The sequence below is a fragment of the Luteimonas sp. R10 genome, from assembly GCF_045689605.1.
In the GTDB taxonomy this organism is placed as follows: domain Bacteria; phylum Pseudomonadota; class Gammaproteobacteria; order Xanthomonadales; family Xanthomonadaceae; genus Luteimonas.
The window spans coordinates 610,407-633,045 of the sequence record NZ_CP141262.1 but is presented as its reverse complement, the minus strand read 5'-3'; the positions used below and the strand labels follow the sequence as shown (position 1 = coordinate 633,045).

24 protein-coding genes and 1 pseudogene are annotated in these 22,639 nt (G+C 66.3%); 21 read left to right on the top strand and 4 right to left on the bottom strand.

What is annotated here, in order from left to right:
• Positions 1 to 7: 7 nt before the first annotated feature.
• Positions 8 to 136 carry a benenodin family lasso peptide gene (locus U3649_RS02730; RefSeq protein ID WP_407353364.1) on the bottom strand — a complete coding sequence of 43 codons (129 nt, stop codon included), beginning with the start codon at positions 134 to 136 and terminating at the stop codon, positions 8 to 10.
• 156 nt (positions 137 to 292) lie between these two features.
• A complete protein-coding gene (locus tag U3649_RS02725; RefSeq protein ID WP_407353363.1) occupies positions 293 to 925 on the bottom strand; it encodes a GntR family transcriptional regulator in 633 nt (210 codons plus the stop codon).
• Between the two features lie 386 nt (positions 926 to 1,311).
• Between U3649_RS02725 and U3649_RS02720 the strand changes: the two genes are divergently transcribed.
• From U3649_RS02720 to U3649_RS02695, 6 genes and pseudogenes are all read left to right on the top strand, one after another.
• On the top strand, positions 1,312 to 1,533 hold the full coding sequence (locus tag U3649_RS02720) for an AbrB/MazE/SpoVT family DNA-binding domain-containing protein (RefSeq protein ID WP_407353362.1): 222 nt from the start codon (positions 1,312 to 1,314) through the stop codon (positions 1,531 to 1,533).
• An 8-nt stretch (positions 1,534 to 1,541) separates the two neighbouring features.
• Positions 1,542 to 1,967, top strand: coding sequence for a type II toxin-antitoxin system death-on-curing family toxin (locus U3649_RS02715; protein WP_407353361.1), 426 nt, complete (start codon positions 1,542 to 1,544; stop codon positions 1,965 to 1,967).
• A gap of 149 nt (positions 1,968 to 2,116) precedes the next feature.
• Complete coding sequence (locus U3649_RS02710) at positions 2,117 to 3,313, top strand: hypothetical protein (RefSeq protein ID WP_407353360.1); 1,197 nt, start codon at positions 2,117 to 2,119, stop codon at positions 3,311 to 3,313.
• A 59-nt stretch (positions 3,314 to 3,372) separates the two neighbouring features.
• Positions 3,373 to 3,879: an META domain-containing protein gene (locus U3649_RS02705; RefSeq protein WP_407353359.1), complete on the top strand. Its 507-nt coding sequence runs from the start codon at positions 3,373 to 3,375 to the stop codon at positions 3,877 to 3,879.
• Between the two features lie 75 nt (positions 3,880 to 3,954).
• Positions 3,955 to 4,314, top strand: coding sequence for a hypothetical protein (locus tag U3649_RS02700; protein WP_407353358.1), 360 nt, complete (start codon positions 3,955 to 3,957; stop codon positions 4,312 to 4,314).
• Between the two features lie 33 nt (positions 4,315 to 4,347).
• A pseudogene (locus U3649_RS02695) lies at positions 4,348 to 4,569 on the top strand (alpha/beta hydrolase family protein); the annotation flags it as partial.
• A 374-nt stretch (positions 4,570 to 4,943) separates the two neighbouring features.
• On the opposite strand, the gene U3649_RS02690 reads toward U3649_RS02695, so the two are convergent.
• Entirely contained in the window at positions 4,944 to 5,834 is an 891-nt protein-coding gene (locus U3649_RS02690) for a LysR family transcriptional regulator (RefSeq protein WP_407353357.1), read from the bottom strand.
• A gap of 98 nt (positions 5,835 to 5,932) precedes the next feature.
• Here U3649_RS02690 and U3649_RS02685 point away from each other — a divergent pair, with 98 nt between their 5' ends.
• Complete coding sequence (locus tag U3649_RS02685) at positions 5,933 to 6,802, top strand: SDR family oxidoreductase (RefSeq protein ID WP_407353356.1); 870 nt, start codon at positions 5,933 to 5,935, stop codon at positions 6,800 to 6,802.
• 33 nt (positions 6,803 to 6,835) lie between these two features.
• On the top strand, positions 6,836 to 7,309 hold the full coding sequence (locus tag U3649_RS02680; RefSeq protein WP_407353355.1) for an AtaL-like protein: 474 nt from the start codon (positions 6,836 to 6,838) through the stop codon (positions 7,307 to 7,309).
• Between the two features lie 258 nt (positions 7,310 to 7,567).
• On the opposite strand, the gene U3649_RS02675 is transcribed toward U3649_RS02680, so the two are convergent.
• Positions 7,568 to 8,509 (bottom strand): LysR family transcriptional regulator, encoded by a 942-nt coding sequence (locus tag U3649_RS02675; RefSeq protein ID WP_407353354.1) that lies wholly within the window; start codon positions 8,507 to 8,509, stop codon positions 7,568 to 7,570.
• A 123-nt stretch (positions 8,510 to 8,632) separates the two neighbouring features.
• On the opposite strand from U3649_RS02675, the gene U3649_RS02670 reads away from it, so the two are divergent.
• The 13 genes from U3649_RS02670 to U3649_RS02610 all read left to right on the top strand — a co-directional run bounded on the left by U3649_RS02670 (position 8,633) and on the right by U3649_RS02610 (position 22,633).
• Positions 8,633 to 9,016 (top strand): DoxX family protein, encoded by a 384-nt coding sequence (locus U3649_RS02670; protein WP_407353353.1) that lies wholly within the window; start codon positions 8,633 to 8,635, stop codon positions 9,014 to 9,016.
• 14 nt (positions 9,017 to 9,030) lie between these two features.
• Positions 9,031 to 9,909, top strand: a complete 879-nt coding sequence (locus U3649_RS02665) for a pirin family protein (protein ID WP_407353352.1) — start codon at positions 9,031 to 9,033, stop codon at positions 9,907 to 9,909.
• A 137-nt stretch (positions 9,910 to 10,046) separates the two neighbouring features.
• Positions 10,047 to 10,988 (top strand): alpha/beta hydrolase family protein, encoded by a 942-nt coding sequence (locus tag U3649_RS02660; protein WP_407353351.1) that lies wholly within the window; start codon positions 10,047 to 10,049, stop codon positions 10,986 to 10,988.
• 229 nt (positions 10,989 to 11,217) lie between these two features.
• The gene (locus tag U3649_RS02655) at positions 11,218 to 11,817 is read left to right on the top strand and encodes an NADPH-dependent FMN reductase (RefSeq protein ID WP_407353350.1); all 600 of its coding nucleotides are present in this window, start codon (positions 11,218 to 11,220) and stop codon (positions 11,815 to 11,817) included.
• A 79-nt stretch (positions 11,818 to 11,896) separates the two neighbouring features.
• Positions 11,897 to 12,265 (top strand): NAD(P)-binding domain-containing protein, encoded by a 369-nt coding sequence (locus U3649_RS02650; protein WP_407353349.1) that lies wholly within the window; start codon positions 11,897 to 11,899, stop codon positions 12,263 to 12,265.
• A gap of 122 nt (positions 12,266 to 12,387) precedes the next feature.
• On the top strand, positions 12,388 to 12,747 hold the full coding sequence (locus U3649_RS02645) for a hypothetical protein (RefSeq protein WP_407353348.1): 360 nt from the start codon (positions 12,388 to 12,390) through the stop codon (positions 12,745 to 12,747).
• Positions 12,748 to 12,821: 74 nt separating this feature from the next.
• On the top strand, positions 12,822 to 13,211 hold the full coding sequence (locus U3649_RS02640) for a hypothetical protein (RefSeq protein WP_407353347.1): 390 nt from the start codon (positions 12,822 to 12,824) through the stop codon (positions 13,209 to 13,211).
• A gap of 144 nt (positions 13,212 to 13,355) precedes the next feature.
• Positions 13,356 to 13,787, top strand: coding sequence for a GNAT family N-acetyltransferase (locus tag U3649_RS02635; protein WP_407353346.1), 432 nt, complete (start codon positions 13,356 to 13,358; stop codon positions 13,785 to 13,787).
• A gap of 125 nt (positions 13,788 to 13,912) precedes the next feature.
• The gene (locus U3649_RS02630) at positions 13,913 to 14,404 is read left to right on the top strand and encodes an RNA polymerase sigma factor (protein ID WP_407353345.1); all 492 of its coding nucleotides are present in this window, start codon (positions 13,913 to 13,915) and stop codon (positions 14,402 to 14,404) included.
• Positions 14,401 to 15,453: a FecR family protein gene (locus U3649_RS02625; RefSeq protein ID WP_407353344.1), complete on the top strand. Its 1,053-nt coding sequence runs from the start codon at positions 14,401 to 14,403 to the stop codon at positions 15,451 to 15,453. Before U3649_RS02630 ends, U3649_RS02625 begins: the two co-directional genes overlap by 4 nt.
• A 197-nt stretch (positions 15,454 to 15,650) precedes the next feature.
• Positions 15,651 to 18,692, top strand: coding sequence for a TonB-dependent receptor (locus U3649_RS02620; RefSeq protein ID WP_407353343.1), 3,042 nt, complete (start codon positions 15,651 to 15,653; stop codon positions 18,690 to 18,692).
• Positions 18,693 to 18,813: 121 nt separating this feature from the next.
• Positions 18,814 to 20,199, top strand: a complete 1,386-nt coding sequence (locus U3649_RS02615) for a hypothetical protein (RefSeq protein WP_407353342.1) — start codon at positions 18,814 to 18,816, stop codon at positions 20,197 to 20,199.
• Between the two features lie 514 nt (positions 20,200 to 20,713).
• Entirely contained in the window at positions 20,714 to 22,633 is a 1,920-nt protein-coding gene (locus U3649_RS02610; protein WP_407353341.1) for a TonB-dependent receptor domain-containing protein, read from the top strand.
• Positions 22,634 to 22,639 lie beyond the last annotated feature (6 nt).

Here is a 22,639-nt window from a genome sequence, read left to right as displayed (position 1 = left end):
CCTTGGTTCACTCTTCGGAGATTCCGGCCGGTGGTTCGCCGCCGAACGTCTCATCGCCCACGTTGAGACCCTGCGTCTCGACGCTGGCAACACCCAGCTCAATGATGCGATCCTGGTTTGCGTTGGTCTCTTTCATGTCTGACTCCTGGTTGCGTCATGGCCGTCCCATGACGGAACCAGCCTAGGAGTCGAGATTCTTGATATTCAAATAATTCTTTCCGTATCAAATGGTGATATTCCTGAAAATGTGACCCGCTTCTTGCATCGGGCGCCGGGGAGTCGGGCCCCGCAGCTAGTGCAGCGCGTTGCGGCGCTCCAGCAGCGCCGCAACGATGCTGGGGACCAGCCGCCTGCGGCGCGCGTGGTAGCCGCGCAGGGCCGATCTGAGGGCCGGGAAATCGCGCTCGTTCCAGTATCGAACCAGCTCCAGCAGTTCATCGAAACCGTGCTCCAGTAGATGCTGCTTGGTGCGCCGTATCGGCGCCAGCTGGTCGTTGGTCCGTGCGATCACCTGGTGGAGCGGGTGCTTCCCTGCGGCCTCGCCGATGGCATCGAACAACTGCCACGTCAGCTCAACCACGTCGTCGCCGGGAGACGGGATTTCCAGTGTTCTTGCGGCTCGCTGCTGTGATTGCGAGATGCCGGGATCGCAGGCCATCAGCAGGACCTGCTCCATCCACCAGTAGAGTTCCCGGAGCGCGGTTTCGCTGGGAAGCGGGACAAGAAGTCCGTCTCCGGCGCGCAGCTCGATCAGGCGTTCGCCCACCAGACGATACAAGGCGTACCGGGCCGGCGTGAGGCTGGCGTTGTGCTCCGCGGCCAGCTTGGCCAGATCGAGCCGTTGCCCGGGGACGTAGCGCCCGGATTTGAGCGCGCGCTTGACCTGCGCGTACACGAGTTCGGCTTTGAAATGGGCTGTATTCATGGCAGACCTCCTGTCGTTGTCGAACAGCCTTTTTCGGTTCTATCCCATCGGGATCGGCCGAGAGGTGCGTGGCCTCACGTTTTCCGCATTTTCCGATTCCCGGAGGGAGTGGGCGTCGATTTGCGCGGGACATCCGGGCTGGGTGCCGAAAATCCGGTACGCCCAGGCGCTTCGTCCGCTCGCCCGCCAGTGGCACGCGGCCGCCGTGCGGCGGCAGGTCGGCGCTTCGGATTGCGGCTCATGGCGGTGGCGACTTCATCGGCGGTGTGGCCGCGGCCGGCGGTCCCGGGTCGAAAGACGCGGCGCGGGGCGGGCAGCAAGCCCTTGCATGCCTGCGCGCGCAGGCGTATATACGTTGGTTATAACGATGAATCGGGGCCCCGCCCATGAAACTCAAGATCACCACCATCGGCAATTCCGCCGGCGTCATCCTGCCCAAGGAGCTGCTCGCCAGGCTGCGCCTGGGCAAGGGCGACGAGCTGTTCGCCGTGGAAACCGCCGACGGCATCAAGCTCACCACGTTCGATCCCACGCTTGCCGCGCAGATGGATGTGGCCGAGGACGTCATGCGCAAGCGCCGCACCCTGCTGCACAAGCTGGCGCAGTAGCCGCGGCCATGATCGTCTGGATCGAAAAGCCGCTCGCGCTGGCCATCCACGACCGCCAGCTGGCCGAGCATGGCGGCAACCCCGGCGTACGCGACGAAGGCCTGCTGGACTCGGCCCTCGCCCGTCCGCAGCAGCTGCATGCCTACGGCGACCCGCCGCCGGACCTGGCCGATCTCGCGGCCAGCCTCGCCTTCGGCCTGGCCCGCAACCACCCGTTCATCGACGGCAACAAGCGCACCGCCGCCGTGGCCTGCGAAGCCTTCATCGTGCTCAACGGCGCCACGCTCCAGGCCGACGACCTGGCGCTGTATCCCGTCTACATCGCGCTCGCCGAAGGCAGCCTGCCCGAAGCCGACTTCGCCGCCTGGCTGCGCCGGCACATCGCGCCGGCCGAGACCAGGCTGCACGAACCACGGGCGCGTTACGCGCGCTGAGGCGACACTGCCTGCGGCGGTCTCTCCCCGTTCGCCGGACCGCATGTCCGCGGCCGCGCGGCGGAGTATCGTTGCCAGGCAGCCGGACGGGCGTAGGGGAAAGCCGCCCGCCCGGCTGCAATGCAAGCCAACGGAACCAGGGGGAAAACATGAAAACGCTTCTGCGCGCCGCGGCGTGCCTGTGGCTGCTGGTGGGCCTGCCGGCCCAGGCGGTCAACGTCGTGTTCACCGATGCCGAACGCAGCGCCGACGGGCTGGCCTTCCACATGGACCGTGCCGGAGATCTCTATCCCCCGGGCAACGTGCCGGTCAACACGGCGGCCATGCTCAACGGCGATGACAAACGGCCGGCAGTGAATCTCGCGGACCCGGAGTTCGCCGGCCTCAAGGGGCTGTACCGCTGGGAGAGCGCCCGCAACTCGCCCAACTGGCAGGCGCTGGTCCGCCATGCCGGCATCACGCCCTCCCGGGACTTCGACCTCGACTGGCTCCTGATCCAGCAAGCCCTGCGCGGCGCCGTCGTCGACCGGATCGATGCGCTGCAGGCGCCCGACGTCGTGCTGGCCATCCACGGCTTCAACAACACCCACGCCGAATCCATCGGGTGGTATCAGCTATTCGAGGCCGACCTGCGCCGGCGCAACCCGCGCGCCGAGTTCGTCCGCATGTACTGGGACGGCCTGAGCTACGGCAAGGGGCCAGGCATCTGGGGCGAGGCCCAGTACAACGGCCCCGGCGTGGGGCACCAGCTGCGCAGAATCCTCAACCGGCTGCGGCCGGACCTGCCGCTACGCGTATTCACCCACAGCTCGGGCGCGTTCGTCCTCTCCAATGCATTGGGAGACGGCACCGGCGGCTTCGATCCCGACGACCTGAGCGACGCGTTCATGGCCAGGGCCGGCGGCGCGCCCGGCTACGAGTACCCGAGCCAGCTCGAGGACCTGCGCATCGCGATGCTGGTGCCGGCCGCGCCGCTGAGCACGTTCGCCAACTTCCGGCAAGGCGAGCGCGGTGCAATCCCGGTGCGTGTCATCCTCGGCACCAGCCGCAAGGACTCGGCGACTTCCAAGTTCTGGGCCCGCTGCCGCTGGAGCGGCGACACCTGCATGAGCAACAAGCCCCGGAAGGCCTGCGCCTGGGTGCGCGAAGGCCTGGGGATCGACCCGCCACGCCTTGCGGTGGTCGATTTTCACCGGCCCTTTGGGTTGTTCCACTATCACGGCCACGGCGTTGACAGCTACATCGAGGACCCGGAGTGGGTTCAACTCGTCAGTCAGCTGTTCGATGAGCGGCCGGAGCTGCCGGCGGGTACCAGACGTTGGTGTGATCCGCCATTAGGCGCATGACTGGCACGGATTGAATGCACCGCGTCCCTACGCTCGAAGGCCAAACCGGAGAAACAGTGATGTCGCCATGGAAGCTGCTAGTACTCTCGGCCGTGATGTTCATTTCTGATCCGGCGCTTGCCTCGCCAGGCGATCCGGTATCCCGTTCGTCGGCGGATGGCTTCAACGATTCGATCAAGTCTCCTGGCCACCAGGTCTTTCCATTCATCCTGCGACAGTTTCGTTGGCGCATGGAGATGTTCGATGGCGGACAAGTATCAAGCGGCTCGAGTGCCGTATGGATCGTCTTCGACGAGGCCAGCTTCGAAATTCGAACGCCCTGCAACAGGATCAGCGGTGCCTGGGGATACGACGGGCCAGCTCTAAAGTGGGGCGGAGCAACATATCCAACGACGGTCGAAGCCATCGCCTGCGAAGGGACAGAGCTTGAGAACGAGGCCGCCATTGTAGAAGCGTTGCGGGAGGGCCTTTACTTGGCGGCAATCGTACATAACGTGAAGCTTATTATCGGGAGCAACAAAGACGTCTTGATGCAATTCAATGCATTTGATCGGCTACGTCAGTAACTCGTGGCGTTGCATCCTGGCTCTTCTAAGCCGAAGCAGCTTCCAGCATTGGTCAAATCAGGCGTTAGGCACTAGATGAGATTCATTCGCAAGTTCATTCTCCTGGCTTTGGCCGCCCCATTACTACTGATTGGCCTTTTATTGGTTGCCAATGCTTACGAGCGGCATCGCTTGAACCAGCGCATGGCGTACTGGTCGCTACAAATGGAGCAAGGCCTGCCACCAGGTGCGACCCTTTCCGTCGCACAGGAGTTCTTCCGGGTTCGCGGCGTTCGCATCCACTGCCAGTTACTCGAAGAGGGGCTGCAGTCATGCAGTGGCCGAGAAGACGAACAATACGGATGGCTTCCGACTTGGCATATCCGCTTCAGCTTGGAGTTCTCTGGCAATGCACTTGTCATTGCAGAGCGCATCGCCCTGGGTGTCGGACTTTAGGAGCCAACGACTGTCGATCTCTCCGCCACGTTTCGCGCCAGGCATGTCAGGACGCCCGTCCTGCTGGCTGCGGGAGACGAAGATGGAATTTTCCTGCTGGGTGCCATCGAGATGTACAACGCGCTGCGGTTCGCGGATAAAGAGGTCACCCTGTTGCGTTATCCGGGCCAGGGACATGTGTTCTCGGGGGATGGACTTCGCGATCTTTGGGAACGCCAGATGTCGTTCTTCCATCGTCATCTGGCAGCAGACTGAGGACTGCACGGCGCCGCAGCGCGAGATCGTTGGATGCGCCATGACGGCCATGGCGCCACGATCGGCGATCACACACATGTGGAGCCAGGCCGGATCCTGCGGTCGGTGAGCCTGTGCATGTGACGGGCGCGTTCTACACCTCATTGCCAGGCGGGAGCAGAAAAGCATGGACTTCCCGGGTTGCTTACTTGGCCGGCTCGGTTGCTTTCGTGTTCGCGGTTGCTAGCCTTGGCAACACCTCACAATTCATTCAAGCCGACCCACTTCGCGACGCGGCTCGATTCCGGCGTTGAATGTCCGCTTCTGGCCCGAAAGCAAACATCGAGTTGGATGCCGAGGTACGTGCTGCCCAAGCCTGTTTGCGGCATGTCCATCTAGCCCTTGATGTAGGCGGAGAGTTCTTCCGGTTCTCCGAGCGGGAAGGCTTCTTTCAAAAATTCCAGGAACGCCGAGACGCGAGTACTCAGCAGGCGCCGCGACGGGTAGAGGGCCCAGATCTCGATGGGGCGCCCCTTCACATCGCCCCAGTGCACAAGCATGTCCGAGCGCAGGTCGCCCGCCACGAGCGACAGGGGAAGCACGGCCGCGCCGATCCCGGTGCGCACCGCATCGCGGATCATGATCAGCGATGCCAGGCGCAGGATCGGGTCGATGTGAACCCGCACATCGCCTTCATGGGTCGCCAGGTCCCAGGTCGACTGATTGCTTGACACTCGCACCACCGCGGGGACCGGTGCGTCTTCCGTCGGCGGTTGCAACCCGGGACTGGCCACGGCCACCAGGCGGTCGTGAAGCAGGATGCGCCCGATCAAGTGCTCGTTGGGATCGGGATTGACCCGGATCACCAGATCGTAGCCCTCTTCCACCATGTCGACCGCCCGATCCTCGGTCGTGATTTCCAGGCGCACCTCCGGATAACGCAGCGCGAATTCGGCGGACAGTCTGCCCAGCGCCACCTGGGAGAACAGGAGTGGCGCGCTGATGCGCAGCCTGCCACGCGGCGTCTGGCCTCCGGAGGCGATCGCGGCGGCCGCTTCGCCCAGTTCGGTGAGCAGCGTCTCGGTGCGCTCGAACAGGGCGCGCCCCTCCTGGGTCAGCTTCAGGGCGTGGGAGCCACGCTCGAACAGACGCACGCCCAGGCTTGCCTCCAGGTCCGCGACCCGCCGCGACAGCGTGGCTTTGGGTCTTTCCGCCGCCCTGGCCGCCCGGCCGAAGCCCCCATGACGCGCCACCAGGTTGAAGTCGGCCAGGGCCAGGAGGTCCATGTGTTCCACCAGTGAGACGGGTGGTCCAAGTATATGGGCTATCGGTCCGCCAGTGGATCAACAACCATAGGGCCTCCTCACCAACCCGGAGCAGTCCCATGACCATCCTCGTAACCGGCGCCACCGGAAATGTCGGCCGGCACGTCATCCAGCAACTCACCCAGCGTGGCGCAAAGGTGCGCGCCCTGGTCCGCAATCCAGCCGCCGCCAAGCTGCCCGATGGGGTGGAGGTCGTGCAAGGTGACCTGCTCGATGTGGATGCCTTGCGCAGCGCCTTTCAGGGTGTCTCCACTCTCTTCCTGCTCAACGCCGTCGTGCCCGACGAGTTCACCCAGGCGCTGATCACGCTCAACGTGGCCCGCGAGGCCGGCGTTGAACGCGTCGTCTACCTCTCGGTCATCCACAGCGATCGCTACGTGAACGTGCCGCACTTCGCCGGCAAGTTCGGGGTGGAGCGCATGATCGAGCAGATGGGCTTCAGCGCCACCATCTTGCGCCCGGCCTATTTCATGGACAACGACCTGACGATCAAGGATGTGGTGCTGGGCTACGGCGTGTATCCCATGCCGATCGGAAGCAAGGGCCTTGCCATGATCGATGCGCGCGACATCGGCGAGATCGCCGCCATCGAGCTGCTCTCCCGCGACCGGGCACCCGATGGCGACGCGCTGACCCGCATCAACCTGGTCGGTCCGGACACGCTGACGGGCACCGACGTGGCAGGCATCTGGTCGGACGCACTCGGCCGCACGATTGCCTACGGCGGCGGCGACACGGCTGCCTTCGAGCAGAACCTGCGCCAGTTCATGCCAGTGTGGATGGCCTACGACATGCGCCAGATGGCCGAACGCTTCCTCACCGATGGGATGGTGCCCGAGACGGATGACGTCGAGCGACTGCGCCAGCTGCTGGGCCGCCCCTTGCGCTCCTATCGCGACTTCGCCGCCGCAGCCGCGGCGGCCGCCTGACCCGAACGCAACCTCACCCGCAAGGAGTCCATCATGATCTACTCAACCACCACCCTGCCGGTGAATGTCGCCGGCCAGGCACCGCTTACCCGCGCTCAAGCGTGGGAGGGGCTGGTCCGGAAGGCGCGTGACGCCAGGCTCTTCTTCCCGCCCAATGAGTGCACACGCTGCGAGATCGTCGAAGAAAGCGCCTCGCATCTGGTGCGCGAGGCGACCATCCTGGGCGATGACCTGACCGAGATCATCACTTTCGACGCAGGTACGAAGATCACCTTCTTCCAGGTGCAGAGTCCGCGCGAGGGCGCGATCATCAACGAGCTCATGGAGGACGCGGACGGCGCGCTGCACCTTCGCTTCTATTGCTACCTGGGCCTGCGCGGCAAGATGGCCGGCGGCCCCGAGGAGCAGGCCGCCCAGGCGTGGATGGACAGCGACCAGGGGTTCAAGGCGGCGATTCAGTCGACGCTGAAGCGCACGCGCGAGCTTCTCGCAGAAGGCAGGATCTGATCGGATCGGGGCGCCAAGGGTCGAGCCCAGCTCGCCCTTCGGCGCCTACATTGGCTCACCCACGACAGGAAGACGGGCACTGGGGAACCAGGCATGGATCCGCCGCAAGACGCGCATACTGCGTCGGGCTGCCCGGCCGCTCACGACCCTGAGCGGTCACTCGCCGACGCTCTAGGCGCGGTGCCGTGGTGCCCGACACGAGCGATTTAGCGATTACCTGGCCGATAGCGGCAGCCACCAAGCCAACCCTGGCATTCGCTATCTTGCCCGACCCGATTCCACCACCGCCGGCGAAACGCCCAGATAGGCTGTTTTCTCCATCACCAAGTCGATGAAGGCCGATACAGCCTTCGGCAGATGGCGTCGACTGGGGTAGAGCACATTCACACCGTGGCCTTCGCAGGTGTAGTGCGACAACACCGGCACCACCCGACCTGCATTGAGATCGATCCTGGCCATCGTGCTGGGCAGAAGCGCAATGCCGAGCCCAGCAACCGTGGCCTTCCGAAGCGCTTGCGCCGTGCTCGCACTCAGGCGGGGCTGGAGCCTAACTTCCTCTTCCAAACCGTCCGGCCCTTGCAGGCGCCACTTCAGGATGCCGCCGGGCTGGGTGAAGCCCAGACACTGATGATTCTCCAGATCGCTCAGCTGCGTTGGAGCGCCATGCGCAGCCAGATAGAGAGGACTCGCCACCAGACCATTGCTGCCAGCTGGGTGCAGCTTTCGTCCCACGTACCTCGAGTCTCGAAGCGGGCCCCCTCGAAAAGCCACGTCGATGCGCTCCGCAATGAGGTCGGTGGAGGCATCGCTGAGCACGAAGTCCATGCGCACGCGGGGATGCTGATCGAGAAAGGCGGCCAGCCACTCCATCTCGAAGAAGTCGAAGAAATCCGCAGGCGCCGCCACGCGCACCAACCCGCTGGCCTCGTCCGTGCCGCTCATCAGCTCTTGGCCTGCATCGACCAGGCCGTCGATCGATGCGGCACATCTCTCATGCAAGGCCTCCCCCGCGCTGGTCAGGGTCAGCTTGCGAGTCGATCGTTGCAGCAAGCGTGTGCCCACCTTGTCTTCCAAGCCCTGGATGCGTCGGCTGACCGTATTGGCAGGCATATCCAACCGGCGCGCCGCCTCGGCAAAGCTGCCGCTGCGAACAACCTGGACAAACAGGGCGATGTCGTTGAGATCCAGCGAGGCGGCCATTCGTTGTGATTTTGGATGGGTCCAATCCAATTAAACCATCTACCGGGGCAATCGGACGAAGCCTAAGGTGCCGCCATGGCACCGCAAGGCAGCCATCGAGCCCACCCTCACCAAGGAATGTCCATGAACCCTTCAACGACTTTGTCCACCATGCAGCGCCGGATCGTCTGGGGCGTTCGCATCCTCCTCGCCCTGGCCTTTACGGCGGCCGGTGCCGCCAAGCTCGCCGGAGCCCCCGACATGGTCCAGCTGTTCGACGCTGTTGGCTTCGGTCAGTGGTTCCGCTATGCCACGGGCGCAATCGAAGTACTGGGTGCGGTGTTGCTGATCATTCCCTCCAAGGGGTTCTACGGTGCCGCCTTGCTGACGGCCACGATGATCGGCGGCATGGCCACCCATCTGTTCCTGATCGGCGGCAACCCCGTGCCGGCTATCGTTCTGGCCCTGCTCTCGGCGTTCGTGGCCTGGCGCCTGCAGCCGGTGCGTCTGTTCGCCCCGGCGCATTGACGGAGGCCGTCAAAATGGACCTGGAAAGCTCTTCGCGGATGGATCGGCACGGTGAAGCTGCAGGAACAAGCGCCGACACACCGCGTCGCGCCATTGTTCACCGCACTCGCGGCACCACCCACGGCCCGATTACGCGCCTGGTCAGTCCCGGCGATCTTGGAGAGCACATCAAGCCCTTCGTGTTTTTGGACTACTTCAAGATCCCTGCCACCGGCGCACCCCGCCTTGCGATGCATCCGCATTCCGGGATCGCCACGCTCACCTACCTCGTGCACGGACGCATGCGTTACGAGGACTCGACGGGCAAGGAAGGCGTGCTGCTGAGTGGCGGCGCGGAGTGGATGCTGGCGGGCAACGGTGTGTGGCACACCGGGGAGCCCATCGAGAACGTCGCCGGGTTGGGCTTTCAGCTGTGGGTGGCCCTGCCTGCCTCCCAAGAAAATGCTCCGCCACAGAGCATGTACTTTTCGCCTGGCGACATCGCGCGCGAAGGGCCCGTGCGGGTTTTGGCAGGGCGTCACGGCCGAGCCCAAGGCGCGATCTCCGCCCCGGGGGACATGAACTATCTGGTGGTCGAACTCCGAGATGGCGGGCGTTGGCAATACACGCCACCCCCCAGCCATGATGTGGCGTGGTTGGCCGTGGGTGCGGGGATGGTCGATGCCGGCGGTCTGGTCGATACGGGCCAGTTGGCAATCTTCGAGGAGTCCAATCAAGCGATCGATGTCGTCGCTCACGGCGACACGGTGCTTGTTCTGGGATCGGCGGCGAAGCATCCGCACGACTTGATCACAGGCTACTACTCGGTGCACACCAGCCCTGAAGCCTTGGCGCAAGGCGAGGCCGAGATCCGTCGACTCGGCAAGGATCTGCGCAGGCAAGGACGCTTGTGATCCCGAGAGTCCTGACGAACCTCTGTCAGCTAGACAGGTTTTCCCCCGCCGACCGACATCACGCGAGGCTTACGCATGGCCGGCGTCGTGCTCTATCGCCCGGCCTTCCGTCTCAATGAAACCATGAGGACCTACACATGAGCCAGACCCACGAAAATTCGACCGCCACCCCGTCCCGCGCCGAGCAAATCGCGGAGCTTGTCTCGGGCATGGTGAACCCCCTGCGGTCTCCCATCCTCCGCAATCCAAGGGAAGACGGCCTGGATTATTCCGACGTGTACTTCCCGGCGATGGACGGCGTCCGGCTGGACGGCTGGTTCATCCCAGCCGACAGCGACCGGCTGATCATCGCGAACCATCCGATCTGGGCGAACCGCTACGGGTTTCCCGGCCATATTGCCCCGTATGGCGATCCGTGGGCCGCTAGCGGCAACAACATCGAAGTCAACTTCATGCCGGACTACAAGCATCTGCACGATGCCGGCTACAACATCCTGGCCTACGATCTGCGCAACTTCGGTCACAGTGCCTCGGGCGGTGGCAACGCGATCGGCAACGGCATCCGGGAGTATCGCGACGTCATCGGGTCGCTCCGCTATGCCCGCTCGCGATCGGACCTGCGCCACATGAAGATCGGGCTTCTCAGCCGCTGCTGCGGCATGAACGCCACGATGGTGGGCCTGAGCAAGCACCCGGAAGAGTTCGAGGGCGTCCGCGCGATCGTCGCGCCCCAGCCCATCTCGCTCAGCTCCTTCTATCGCACGATCCTGGGTCACATGGGCATGCCTGACGCCCTGCCCGAAGTCGCCGAGGCACTGCGTCGCGCCACCAGCATGGAGCTGAAGGACATGGACATGCCCCAGTACGCCACCGCGGTCGACATTCCGACGCTGCTCCTGCAGGCCCGAGAAGACACGTTGACGACCCCCTCGGATGTGCAGGCTATCTTCGATGCCATTGCGGCGGAGCAGAAGGAACTGATCTGGATCGAAGGGACGAACCGTCGCTTCGACGGCTACAACTACCTGCCGAACAATCCGAAGCCGATGCTGGACTGGTTCGAGCGCTTCATGGCCTGACCCCCGCCTCCAAGGCCGCGTCGGCCGGTACTCGGGCGGCCCTTCCTCCCCCGCATGGGCAACCCGCCACAAGCCCATGGGGCCCCGCGCGTGCGAACACACGCCCGAATCTACTGGAGGCTGGCCCAGCTCCGACGAGTCGAGTCCGACTCCGGTGATGCGATCCGAACGTAGCTAACTACATCTCGTCAGCCTGGGCCTGCCGGCCCATCAAGGAAGGAGAAGAATCATGTCCACCGCCAATGCCAAACCGAAGATCGCCCTGATCGTCGGCTCGACCCGCGCCGCCCGCTTTGCCGACGTTCCCGCGCAGTGGATGCTGCGCCAGGCACATACGCGCGAGGATCTCGACGTCGAGCTCGTCGATCTGCGCGACTTCAAACTACCGTTCTTCGATGAGGTAGCCTCAAACGCCTTCGTGCCGAGCCAGAGCCCTGAAGCGATCCGCTGGCAGGAGACGATCGCGCGGTACGACGGGTTCATCTTCGTCGTGGCCGAATACAACCACTCGATCACCGCGGCGCTCAAGAACGCGCTCGATCAGGCCTACAAGGAGTGGAACCGCAAGCCCTTCACTGCCATCGGCTATGGCGGCGTCGGCGCGGCGCGCGCGATCGAGCACCTGCGCCTGATCGGAGTCGAACTGCACATGGCGTCGACCCATGCCGCCGTGCACATCGGCGGCAGTGATTTCTTCACCGTCTTCCCGATGGCCGGCAATCAGCCGATCGAGACGATCGAGCAGAACCTGCTGCCGTCGGCGGCCGCTGCGCTCGACGAACTAACCTGGTGGGCAAAGGCCACGATGGCGGCGCGTGCCAACGATTAGACACCGCAACTCTATCCGTGTTGCGCACTCGAGACCAGTTGCATCCGGGTGCACCCATCTCTCTCGTCGGAGACTCGACATGACATCTATCGGTATCCTCGGCGCGGGCCGCCTGGGCAGCGCCATCGCCAAGCGTCCGGGCGCCAAGGGCATAGCAGCGACGATCGCCAACAGCCGCGGTCCCGAGACGCTGTCGGCCCTGATCGCCGAAGCCGGCCCGTCGATCAAGGCCGGCACGCGCGAGGAGGTGGCCTCGAAGGACGTCGTCTTCGTGTCGGTTATCTGGCCGAGGTTGCAGAACGCCCTCGCGAACCTGCCGACTGAAACGGCCGCATCCTCATCGACACCAACAACCCCATGCAGCGCGCGCCGCTGCCGCCCATCGACATCGGCGAGCTCGCGTCGACTTCGATCGTTGCCGAATGGGCGCCCGGCGCACGGATCGTGAAGCCTTCAACCACCACTTCTACGGAGTCCTCGAGAAGGATCCAGAGGCCGAAGGCGGTCGCCGCGTCCTTTATCACGCCGAAGCAGCTTCCAGCATCGGTCAAATCAGGTGTCAGGCATTAGATGAGATTCCTTCGCAAGTTCGTTCTCCTGGCTTTGGCCGCCCCATTACTACTGATTGGCCTTTTATTGGTTGCCAATGCTTACGAGCGGCATCGCTTGAACCAGCGCATGGCGTACTGGTCGCTACAAATGGAGCAAGGCCTGCCACCAGGTGCGACCCTTTCCGTCGCACAGGAGTTCTTCCGGGTTCGCGGCGTTCGCATCCACTGCCAGTTACTCGAAGAGGGGCTGCAGTCATGCAGTGGCCGAGAAGACGAACAATACGGATGGCTTCCGACTTGGCATATCCGCTTCAGCTTGGAGTTCTCTGGCAATGCACTTGTCATTGCAGAGCGCATCGCCCTGGGTGTCGGACTTTAGGAGCCAACGACCCTCGAGCAGAGCTCGTTGCGGCTCGACTTGGGCGTTGGGCGCCGGCAAGCCAAGCTCGCCTGATGGCTTCGCTCAAGCCAATCGGCAATGCAGCTGCGGTCCTTCAAAATTCGCAACCGCTCCAAGGCTACAATCGCGCGATGGATTACCAGCTCGTCATCAAGTTCTGGCGCAAGTCCTTGGCAGACGAAGCGTTCCTCGCGACGATCGAGCGCGAGTTGAAGGATGCGCTTGGTGAAGCTGTCGAACTCGAGGGCCATGACGTCAGTCCGAAGGAGATCAACCTGTTCATGCTGACGCCCGATCCCCGCCACTCGTTTCGGCGGGTAAGGGATGTCCTGGAAAGATTGGGTGTCGTGCAGGGCGTGTCCGCCGCCTACCGCCTGGTCGGCGGCGCTGGATTCACCTCGATCTGGCCACTGCGCAGTACGCGCAAGTTCACGCTTCCGTAGCGCTGTGCGAGCTTCCACGGCTTCGAACCGCATACTGGCACTCTGGAGCAACACCTGACTGCCTACGGCGTTGAGTGCTGACAACACGGTCCTGCCGGCTGTTCCTCCAGCTCGGCCCGGGTCCGGATGACACAGGAAAAAACCATGGCGATCGAATGGCGTGACTCGGCCGATCTCGTGGACTGGGCGGAGCTGTCGGAGATGTACCGCCTCGCCCCGCTCGGCAACAAGAGCCCGGCGTGGCTGGAGAAGGCCTTCTCCAACAGCATGTTCAAGTGCTTCGCGTACGAGGACGGAGCGGTCGTCGCCGCGGGCCGCGCCGTCGCCGACGGCGTCGATTGCTCCTACCTGTGCGACATCGCGGTGCACCCGGCCCACCAGGGCCGCGGGCTCGGCAAGCAGGTGATCCAGCGGCTGGTCGACCGCTCGCGCGGGCATCGCAAGATCCTCCTGTACGCGGTGCCGGGAAAGGAGCCGTTCTACGCGGCCTTCGGCTTCAGGAGAATGCGTACGGCGATGGCCATCTTCGAGAATCCCGGCCAGGCGGCCGCCGATGGCTACACGGATCCGGCCTGAGGCCCGTCCGTCCGCCGAAGAGCGCCACGCGGTCACCACGGCGTCATGAAGCGCCCTTACCTTGCCGCCCACTCCAGGGGCAGGGTGGCACGTTGGCCGAACAGGCGAAGCGGGGATTGGCGCGCATGTTCGCCGAACAGGGGCCGGTGCTGCGTGGATTCTTCGTGCGCCGCGGCGCCAACGAGGAGGCGGAGGACCTGGTGCAGGAAACCTACCTGCGCCTGCTGCGGGCGCACGATCGCCAGGGCGGGGCGATCGCCAATCCGGAGGCGTACCTGTTCACGGTCGCGCTGAACCTCGCGCGCGAACAGGCGGCGCGCCGCCAGCGTTCGCCGCTCCCGATCGACGACCTCGAGGCCCTGACGGCGCTGCTCGCCAGCGAGGAGAGCGTCGAGGACGCCGCCGAACGCGCCCAGCGGGGAAAGCGCCTGCAGGCACTGCTGAACAGCCTGCCCGGGCCCACCCGCGCGGTGCTGGTGATGCAGTACCGCGACGGCCTGAGCTACAAGCAGATCGCCGAGCGGCTGGGCGTGTCGCCGCACATGGTCAAGAAGCACGTGGTGCGTGGACTCTCCGTCTGCCGACGCGCGCTGGCCGCTCCCGCGGGGGCGCGATGACCGGACCCGGGGACCACCCGGCAGGCATCACCCAGGAGGCGGCGCACTGGCATGCGCTGCAACGCCAGGTCGGGTTGGGCGCGGCGCAGCAGGCGCGCTTCATGGACTGGCTGGTGGCCTCGCCGGAGCACCTGCGCGAATACCTGGCCATCGCCCGGGTAGCGGGCGAGCTGGGCGACGTCCTGCGCGCGATGCCCATCGACCTGGAGGCGCTGATCGACGACGAAGCGCCGCAGCCGGCACCCGACAACGTGGTTGCGCTGCCCGTCCGGCGCCCGCCGCCGAAGGCGGCGCCCCGGCGGCGAATGCGCCTGCCGCGCTTCGCGGCCGCGGCGGTCGCGCTGCTCGCGCTGGGCATCGGCATGCACCTCGCGTGGCCGCAGTCCGCGCACTACGCGGCGCCGCACGGTGCGCCGCGCAGTTTCGAGCTTCCCGACGGGACCGTGGTGCACTTGAACGCCGAGAGCGCATTGTCCATGCGCTTCAGCCTGCTGCACCGTCGCATCGAACTGGCACGCGGGCAGGCGAGCTTCGTGGTGGCCGACGACCGCCGTCCCTTCGCGGTCCACGCGGCGGGCCTGCAGGTCCGGGACATCGGCACCACGTTCGACGTTTCGCTGCAGCGCGAGCAGGCGCAGATCGGCGTGGCCGAAGGCCGGGTGCGGATCGTCGCCGCCGCCGGCGAAGGCCGGCTCCTGGCGGACCTGCGTGCCGGCCAGAGCGCCCGCGTCGACTATCGCGACCAAGCCGTCAGCGTGAGCCACGAGGATGTCGAGACGATGACGGGATGGTGGACGCGACGCGTCGTGTTCCGCGACATGCCGCTGCGCGACGTGGCCGATGCGTTCAACCGCCTCAATCGCGTCCACCTGCACGTGGAGGACGCGGCCGCCGGCGAGCTGCGCCTGACCGGCAACCTGAGCGGAGACGACCTCGACTCGCTGCGCGCCTTCCTCGACGGGCAGCCCACGCTCAGGACGACGCTGTCCGCGGGCAGGATCCATGTCGGCACGCGGCGCCCCGGGCCCGAGGACGTGCAGCGCAGATAGGACGTCGCGCCTGTCGCGCTTCGTTGCGGCGCCGCGTGCATCGGCACAGCCGTCGACGCAACGCGCGCCGGCGCCGGCGCTGTCAAAAAAAATTCATCGAAAAGCGGTGCCCGATCTCCGCGCCGGACCCTCGTAGTCCAGGCATGCGCGACCGCACCTGCGTCGCGACGCCCGACATCACCCCACTGGAATCCACGATGCGCCGAATCCTGTTCCTCTCGATCGCCCTGGCCCTGCAAGCCGCGACCACCACCGCGAACGCACAGGAGGCCGGCGTCGCGACCGAGGCCATCCCGTCGCAACCCCTGGACCGCGCGCTCAACGCGCTGTCGCGGCAGACCGGGCTGCAGTTCGTCTACGGCGCGCAGGCGGCCGGCAATCCCGAGACCCGCGCCATCCCCGCGGGCCTGCCGCCCGAGGAAGGCCTGAAGCGACTGCTGGCCGGCACGGGATTGCGCCATCGCTACCTCAATGCGACCACCGTGACCATCGAGGCGGCGGATGCCCCGGGCGCTCCGGCCCCGGTCCCGGCGGCACCGGGCGCCGCGCCGGACGCCGCCGCAGTGCCGCAGGCGTTGGCGCCGGTGCAGGAACTGGAAAGCGTCCAGGTGGTCGGCAGCTACAGCCGCAGCCTCGAACAGGCCGTGGACATCAAGCGGTCGAACATCGGGTTCTCCGACTCCATCGTCGCCACCGACGTCGCCGACTTTCCCGAGCAGAATCTCTCGGAGGCCCTGCAGCGCATGCCCGGCGTGACGATCGAACGCAACAAGGGCCTGGGCACCCGGGTCAACGTGCGCGGCCTGCCGTCCGAGTTCACCCACGTTTCCATCAACAACCTGGCGACGGCCTCGGGCAGCGGCGGGCGCGACGTGGAGTTCGACATCTTCGCCTCCGAGATCATCCAGCAGGTGACGGTGCAGAAGTCGCCCACCGCCGCGGACGAAGAGGGCGGCATCGCCGGTTCGGTGCTGATCTCCACCGCGCGTCCGTTCGACTACGACGGCCGCAAGCTGGTCGCTTCGGCGGAAGGCGCCTACAACTCGATCTCCGAGGAGACCGACCCCAAGCTGTCGTTCCTGGCCAGCGACACCTGGGGCGACTGGGGCGCGCTGGTTTCCTTCTCCAAGGCGGAGCGCACCAACCGCACCGATTCCACCTCGGGCATCAACTTCCGTCCGATGTTCCGCTTCCTGGAGGCGTCGGACCCGCGCGGAAGCCAGGCGGCCGAGGTCCTCGAGCGCGATGCGGGCATCGTCGTGCGTGATCGCACCGACCGCGACGAGACCGGCCGCATCATCTTCCAGGACAAGGTCGGCGACCGCGTCTACCTCAACGACCAGGACAAGTGGGGCGCCACCGCGTCGGTCCAGTACAAGCCGAGCAACCGCTTCAGCCTCACCTTCGACGCGATGATCGGCGGCTACGACACCACCGAGGACGAGTACGACGCCGCGGCCTACTCCGCTTCCAGCCGCAGCACGCTCGAGACCATCCACGAATACGACGCCACCACCCTCTCCGAACACGGCATGGTCGTGCTGCGCGACGTGTCCTACACCGCCACCCAGCACGAGTTCCTGAGCAAGGAACGCATCAACCGCACCGACTACAGCCAGTACAGCGTGGCGATGGACTGGAAGGGCGACAGCTGGGGCATCGACGCGATGCTCGGCTACTCGGGCGCGGAGAAGACGCTCGACTACGCCAACCTCAAGCACGTGGCCTATGCGCCCTCGCGCACGCGCTGGACCGGCAACAGCGGCGAGACCATCCCCAGCGACAATCCCGGCACCATCGACATGTACGACGCGCCGGAGGCGTACCTGTTCGAGGCCTACGAGACCACGCTGGAGCAGGTGACCGACGACAAGTACGCCGCGCAGCTCGATTTCAGCAAGGCGCTCGACCTCGCGTTCCTGCCGGCGCTGCGCACCGTGCAGTTCGGCGCGCGCTATACCGACAAGTCGAAGGAGCGCCACTACGGCGAGCTCAAGATCACCGGTCCGGCCGCCGGCGACACGTCCTGGGTCGACACCCGCACCCTGGCCGACAGCCCGCTGCAATGGGTCAGCGACATCGTCCCCGGCGGCGCGTACAGCGTGAAGGACCTGGACTGGCGGCAGGTCTCCAACGAATACGCCCGCGGCGCCTTCCGCTATCCGGGCTTCGCCACCCCGTTCGACGAGGGCCAGTACTACCGCGTGGACGAGGAGGTGACCAGCCTCTACGCGATGGCCGATTTCGCCTTCGACCTGGGCAGCGTGCCGCTGTCGGTGAACGCCGGCGCGCGCTATTCCGACACCGCGGTGCTGTCCTTCGGCTACCATCCGGTGCAGAACGCGGACGGCACCACCGGCTACACGGATTCGCCGGTGTCCAGGAAAGGCGGCTACGACGACATCCTGCCCAGCCTGAACATGACCGCCGAGCTGTCGGACGGCCTGCTGCTGCGTGCGGCGGCGTCGGAAACCCTGATCCGCCCGCAGCTGACCGACATCGCCTACAAGCGCACCGCCAGCTGGAATTCGTTCCGCTTCACCGACGGCAACCCCGACCTGCTGCCGACCACCGCCCGGCAATGGGAGGTCGGCCTGGAGAAGTACCTCGAGAACGGCGGCCTGCTGGCGGCGTCGTACTTCCGCAAGAAGATCGAGGGTGTCGTCGTCAACTCGCTGACCGGGGTGGTCGAGGACGTGGCGGTGTACAACGCCAACGGCACGCTCAACGGCCACTACGACTTCGACGTGTACCAGCCGGTGAATGCCGACGGGTCCTACGAGGTGGACGGCATCGAGCTGATCGCCCAGTTGCCGCTGTCCATGCTGCACGGCGCGCTCGAAGGCTTCGGCGTCAACGCCAACTACACCAGGCTCGACAGCTCGCTGGCCGGCGAGTCGGACCTGGGCATCAGCACGCCGATGCCCGGCCTGGCCGAGAACACCTTCAACTTCACCCTGTACTACGACAACGACCGCTTCGATGCGCGTCTGTCCTACAACCACAAGGACGAGTACGTCGAGTCCATCGGCTACAACATGTACCCGATCTGGCGCGACGCCTACGGCCAGCTCGACATGTCCATCGGCTACCGGTTGACCGACAGCATCAAGATGACGCTGAAGGGCATCAACATGACCGACGAGACAACCGGCGGCTACACCATGGATCCGTCGTTCCCGACCATGTACGAGCGCTCGGGCCGGCGCATCAGCCTGGGGATCCGGGCCGATTTCTGACGCTGGCCGTCGTTGTCCCGGCCGTGGCGGTCCACTGGCGCCACGGCCGGATCCTGCGCGCTGCGCTGCGCGCGCCGCGCCTGCAGCAAGTGCAGCCGCTCCACATGCAGAAGGAAAGTCCATGCGCATCCCGCCACGCCTGCCGATCGCGGCGCTCATCGCCTGCCTGCCGCTGGCGGCACAGGCCGCCGACCCGGACGACGGGCGCCGCTGGCAGGCGGGCGATCACCACGTCCACAGCGAGTGGAGCGTGGACTGGGACCGGTCGACGTCCCCGCCCACGCCGATCCGCGGCGGCGATTCGCCCTACACCCGGACGCGCAACGCGCAGCAGGCATCGGCCCACGGCCTGACCTGGATGGTGCACACCGACCACGGCGGTCCCGGGCACTCCGCGGTGACGCGCGACCATGCCTGGCCCGCCCTGCAGGAGGCCAGGCGGGCGGTGCCGGCATTGATCCAGTTCAACGGCATGGAGTTCGACGTGCCGGGTGGCGAACACGCCTCGCTGATCATTGCGCCGGGACCGGAGGAGCGCGACCAGCTGGTCGCGATCGAACGCGAGTACGGCCGCACCGAGCCGCTGGAGCCGGGCAGTCGCGACGACGGGCAGCTGATGCTCGACGCCCTGGCGCACATGCGGACGTTGCCGGCGCCGCCGCTGGTGCTCGTCAACCATCCGTCGCGGTCCGCCACCGGCATCGGCCGCTGGGGTGCGGTGGAGCCGGCGGAACTGCGCGCCTGGCACGATGCCGCGCCACGGGTGCTGGTCGGCATGGAGGGCGCGCCCGGGCACCAGGCTGCGCCCGTCCATCGCGGGCTCTATCGGAACGCCGCCGCGCCCACCTTCGGCGGCTTCGACCAGATGACCGCCGAGGTCGGCGGCGTGTGGGATGCGATGCTGGCGGAGGGCCGGCGGTTCTGGATCACCGCGACCTCGGACTCGCACGTGAACCTGCGCGACGGCGGTCGCGACTTCGATCCCGGGCAGTACAGCAGGACCTATGTTTGGGCCCGGCACGAGGCCGGGGACATCCTCGACGGCATGCGCGCGGGAAGGATGTTCGCGGTGACCGGCGACCTGATCGATGCCCTGGAACTGACGGTGCGGGCGGCCGGCGAGACGGGCCAGGCCGCCGCCATGGGCGGTACCTTGGTCATGCCGGCGGCGGGCACGATGCGGGTGGAACTGAAGGTCCGCCAGCCCGCCCGGCCGAACTTCAACGGCCAGCGCCCGATGCTGGACCACATCGAACTGATCGTGGGGAGCGGCGGCGGCGGCGAACCACGGATGGCAACCCGGCGTTTCGGGCCCGACGACTGGAAGAGCGAAGGCCGGTGGCGCTCGCTGTCCTGGGAACTGCCCGTGCCCCGGAACGGCGGCTTCGTGCGCGCACGCGGCACGAACACGGCGGAAGCCGCGCCCCTGCCGGACGTTCCCGGAGAGGATCCCTGGCAGGACCTGTGGTTCTACTCCAATCCCGTCTTCGTCGAGGTCGCGCCCTAGCGCGACCGATGTCGCCTCCCGTCGTCCCTGTAGGAGGGGCTTCAGCCCCGACCCTCGGGAACCGCACCGAACGTGGACAGATACACGCACGCCGCTTCCCGGCCGGTACCACGCGCTCCCGTTGTCTGCCGCGATCTTCGGCAGGTCGGGGCTTCAGCCTGAGGTTTTCCCTGTTTTCCTTCAATCGATTCAACGATTTGGCTGCTTCCCCCCTTTTGAAAAAGGGGGGTTGGGGGGATTTGCTCGGTGCCCGACCAAGCAACAGCAACAGCAAATCCCCCTCAATCCCCCTTTTTCAAAGGGGGAAGGTGGGCTGCGAGAAATGTGGGGAAATCTCAGGCTGAAGCCCCTTCTACAGAGGTCGGTGGAGGACGGACGCTGTCTGGTATGCCTGTCCGATGTGCCGCGGGCTTGCGCTACTTGAGTAATGTTATAACATCGTGCGGCTTCGCCTTCCGACTCCTTTGCCATGCCCCGCGCGCCTGTTCTTCGCTCCGCCCCCGCCTGCTCCCCAATGCTCATCGCCTGCCTGGCCGCCTTCGCGGGCAACGTCTCGGCCGAGACCGCGACAACGGCCACCGACCTCGACGCGGTGGTCGTCACCGCCACCGCCAGCGAACGCACCCTGGACACCGCGCCGGCCTCGATGTCGGTGATCACCCGAGAGGAGCTGGCCGCCCGGCCGGTGTACGACCTCGCCGACGCCCTGCGCGGCGAGCCGGGCATCGGCCTGACCGGCATCGGCCTGGACCGGCGCGGGGTCAGCGTGCGCGGCATGGATCCCAGCTACACCATGACCCTGCTCGACGGCATGCGCGTCAACAGCTCGATCGGCGCGATCGCGCACAGCGACTACGACCTCGGCTGGATGCCGGCTGCGGCGATCGAACGGGTCGAGATCGTGCGCGGGCCGATGTCCTCGCTGTACGGATCGGAAGCGCTGGGCGGCGTGGTCAACGTGATCAGCCGCAGCGCCACCGACGCCTGGATCGGCAGCCTGAGCGCCAATGCCGGCGAACCCGATGCCGCCGGCGGCGCCCGTCGGCAGGTCGGCGTGTACGCCGGCGGGCCGCTGGTCGCCGACACGCTGGGCCTGAGCGTGTTCGCCGAGCACAGCCGCACCGACGAGACGCCGAACCCCCTCGAACCCGGTACCAGCCGCCGCGAGGCCCGCGACGCCGACAGCGGCAGCGCCACCCTGAGCTGGACCCCCAGCGAGTTCCACCGCATCGACCTGCGCTGGCTCGGCGGCCGCGAGGAGCGTGTGCGCCACGGCCTGCAGAGCGGCGCCAACCCCTACCTCTACGCCTCGCGCGACGAGGTCGACCGCGACCAGTGGGCGCTGTCGCACCGCGGCCGCTGGGGCTGGGGCGAGAGCGGCCTGCGCGCCAGCCGCGCCAGCATCGACAAGATCAACCACCGCGCGCCCGGCACGCCCACCGGTCCGCAGCACCTGCGCGACGAGATCGTCGATGGCCATGTTTCCAAGTGGTTCGGCAGCAGGCACCGCGTCACCGCCGGCGGCGAGTGGCGCCGCGAATCGCTCACCGACACCCTGGTCAACGACGCCGGCCAGGACGAGGCGGTCCACCGCGCGGTGTTCCTGCAGGACGAGATCGAACTGGCCGACGGCTGGGACCTGGTGCTCGGCGACCGCTACGACCGCCACCGCCGCTTCGGTGGCCAGCACAGCCCGCGCGCCTACCTGGTGCACGAGCGCGGCGACTGGGTGTTCAAGGGCGGCGCCGGCCGCGGCTTCAAGGCGCCGACGCTCAAGCAGCTCTCGCCCGAGTACTACACCACCATCGCCGGGCTGCTCGAGCTGTACGGCAATCCCGAACTGCGCCCGGAGGTGAGCACCACCTACGAGCTGTCCGCGCAGGTTCGCGGCGACGGCTGGCATGCGCAGGCGACCGCGTTCGAGAACCGCCTGCGCGACCTGATCGAGATCGTCTGCATCGAGCGCTGCGGCCAGCCCGGGGTGATGGACGTCAGGACCTACCGCAACGTCGACCGCGCGCACCTGGCCGGGATCGAGCTGGCCGGCGCGGTCGACCTGACCGCGACGCTGGCGCTGGAGGCCAACTACAGCTATCTCGACGCGCGCGACGAGGATGCCGACCGCAAGCTGGAGATGCGCCCGCACCACAGCGGCGCGGCGACGCTGGCGTGGACGCCGGTCGACGCGTTCACCGGGCGCCTGCGCGCCGAGTACGTCGGCAGCCAGGTCGAGTACCCCAGCCGGGGTCCCACGATCGCGGTGCCGGCGGACACCTTGTACGCGCTCGACCTGCGCTATCGGATCAGCCCCGCGCTGAGCCTGCGTGGCGGCATCGACAACATCACCGACGCCCGCCAGGACAGCGTCGACCTGGAATACCCGTACCCGCAAGTGGGCCGCAACTACTACGTCGGCTTCGACCTGAGCTTCTGAGATGGC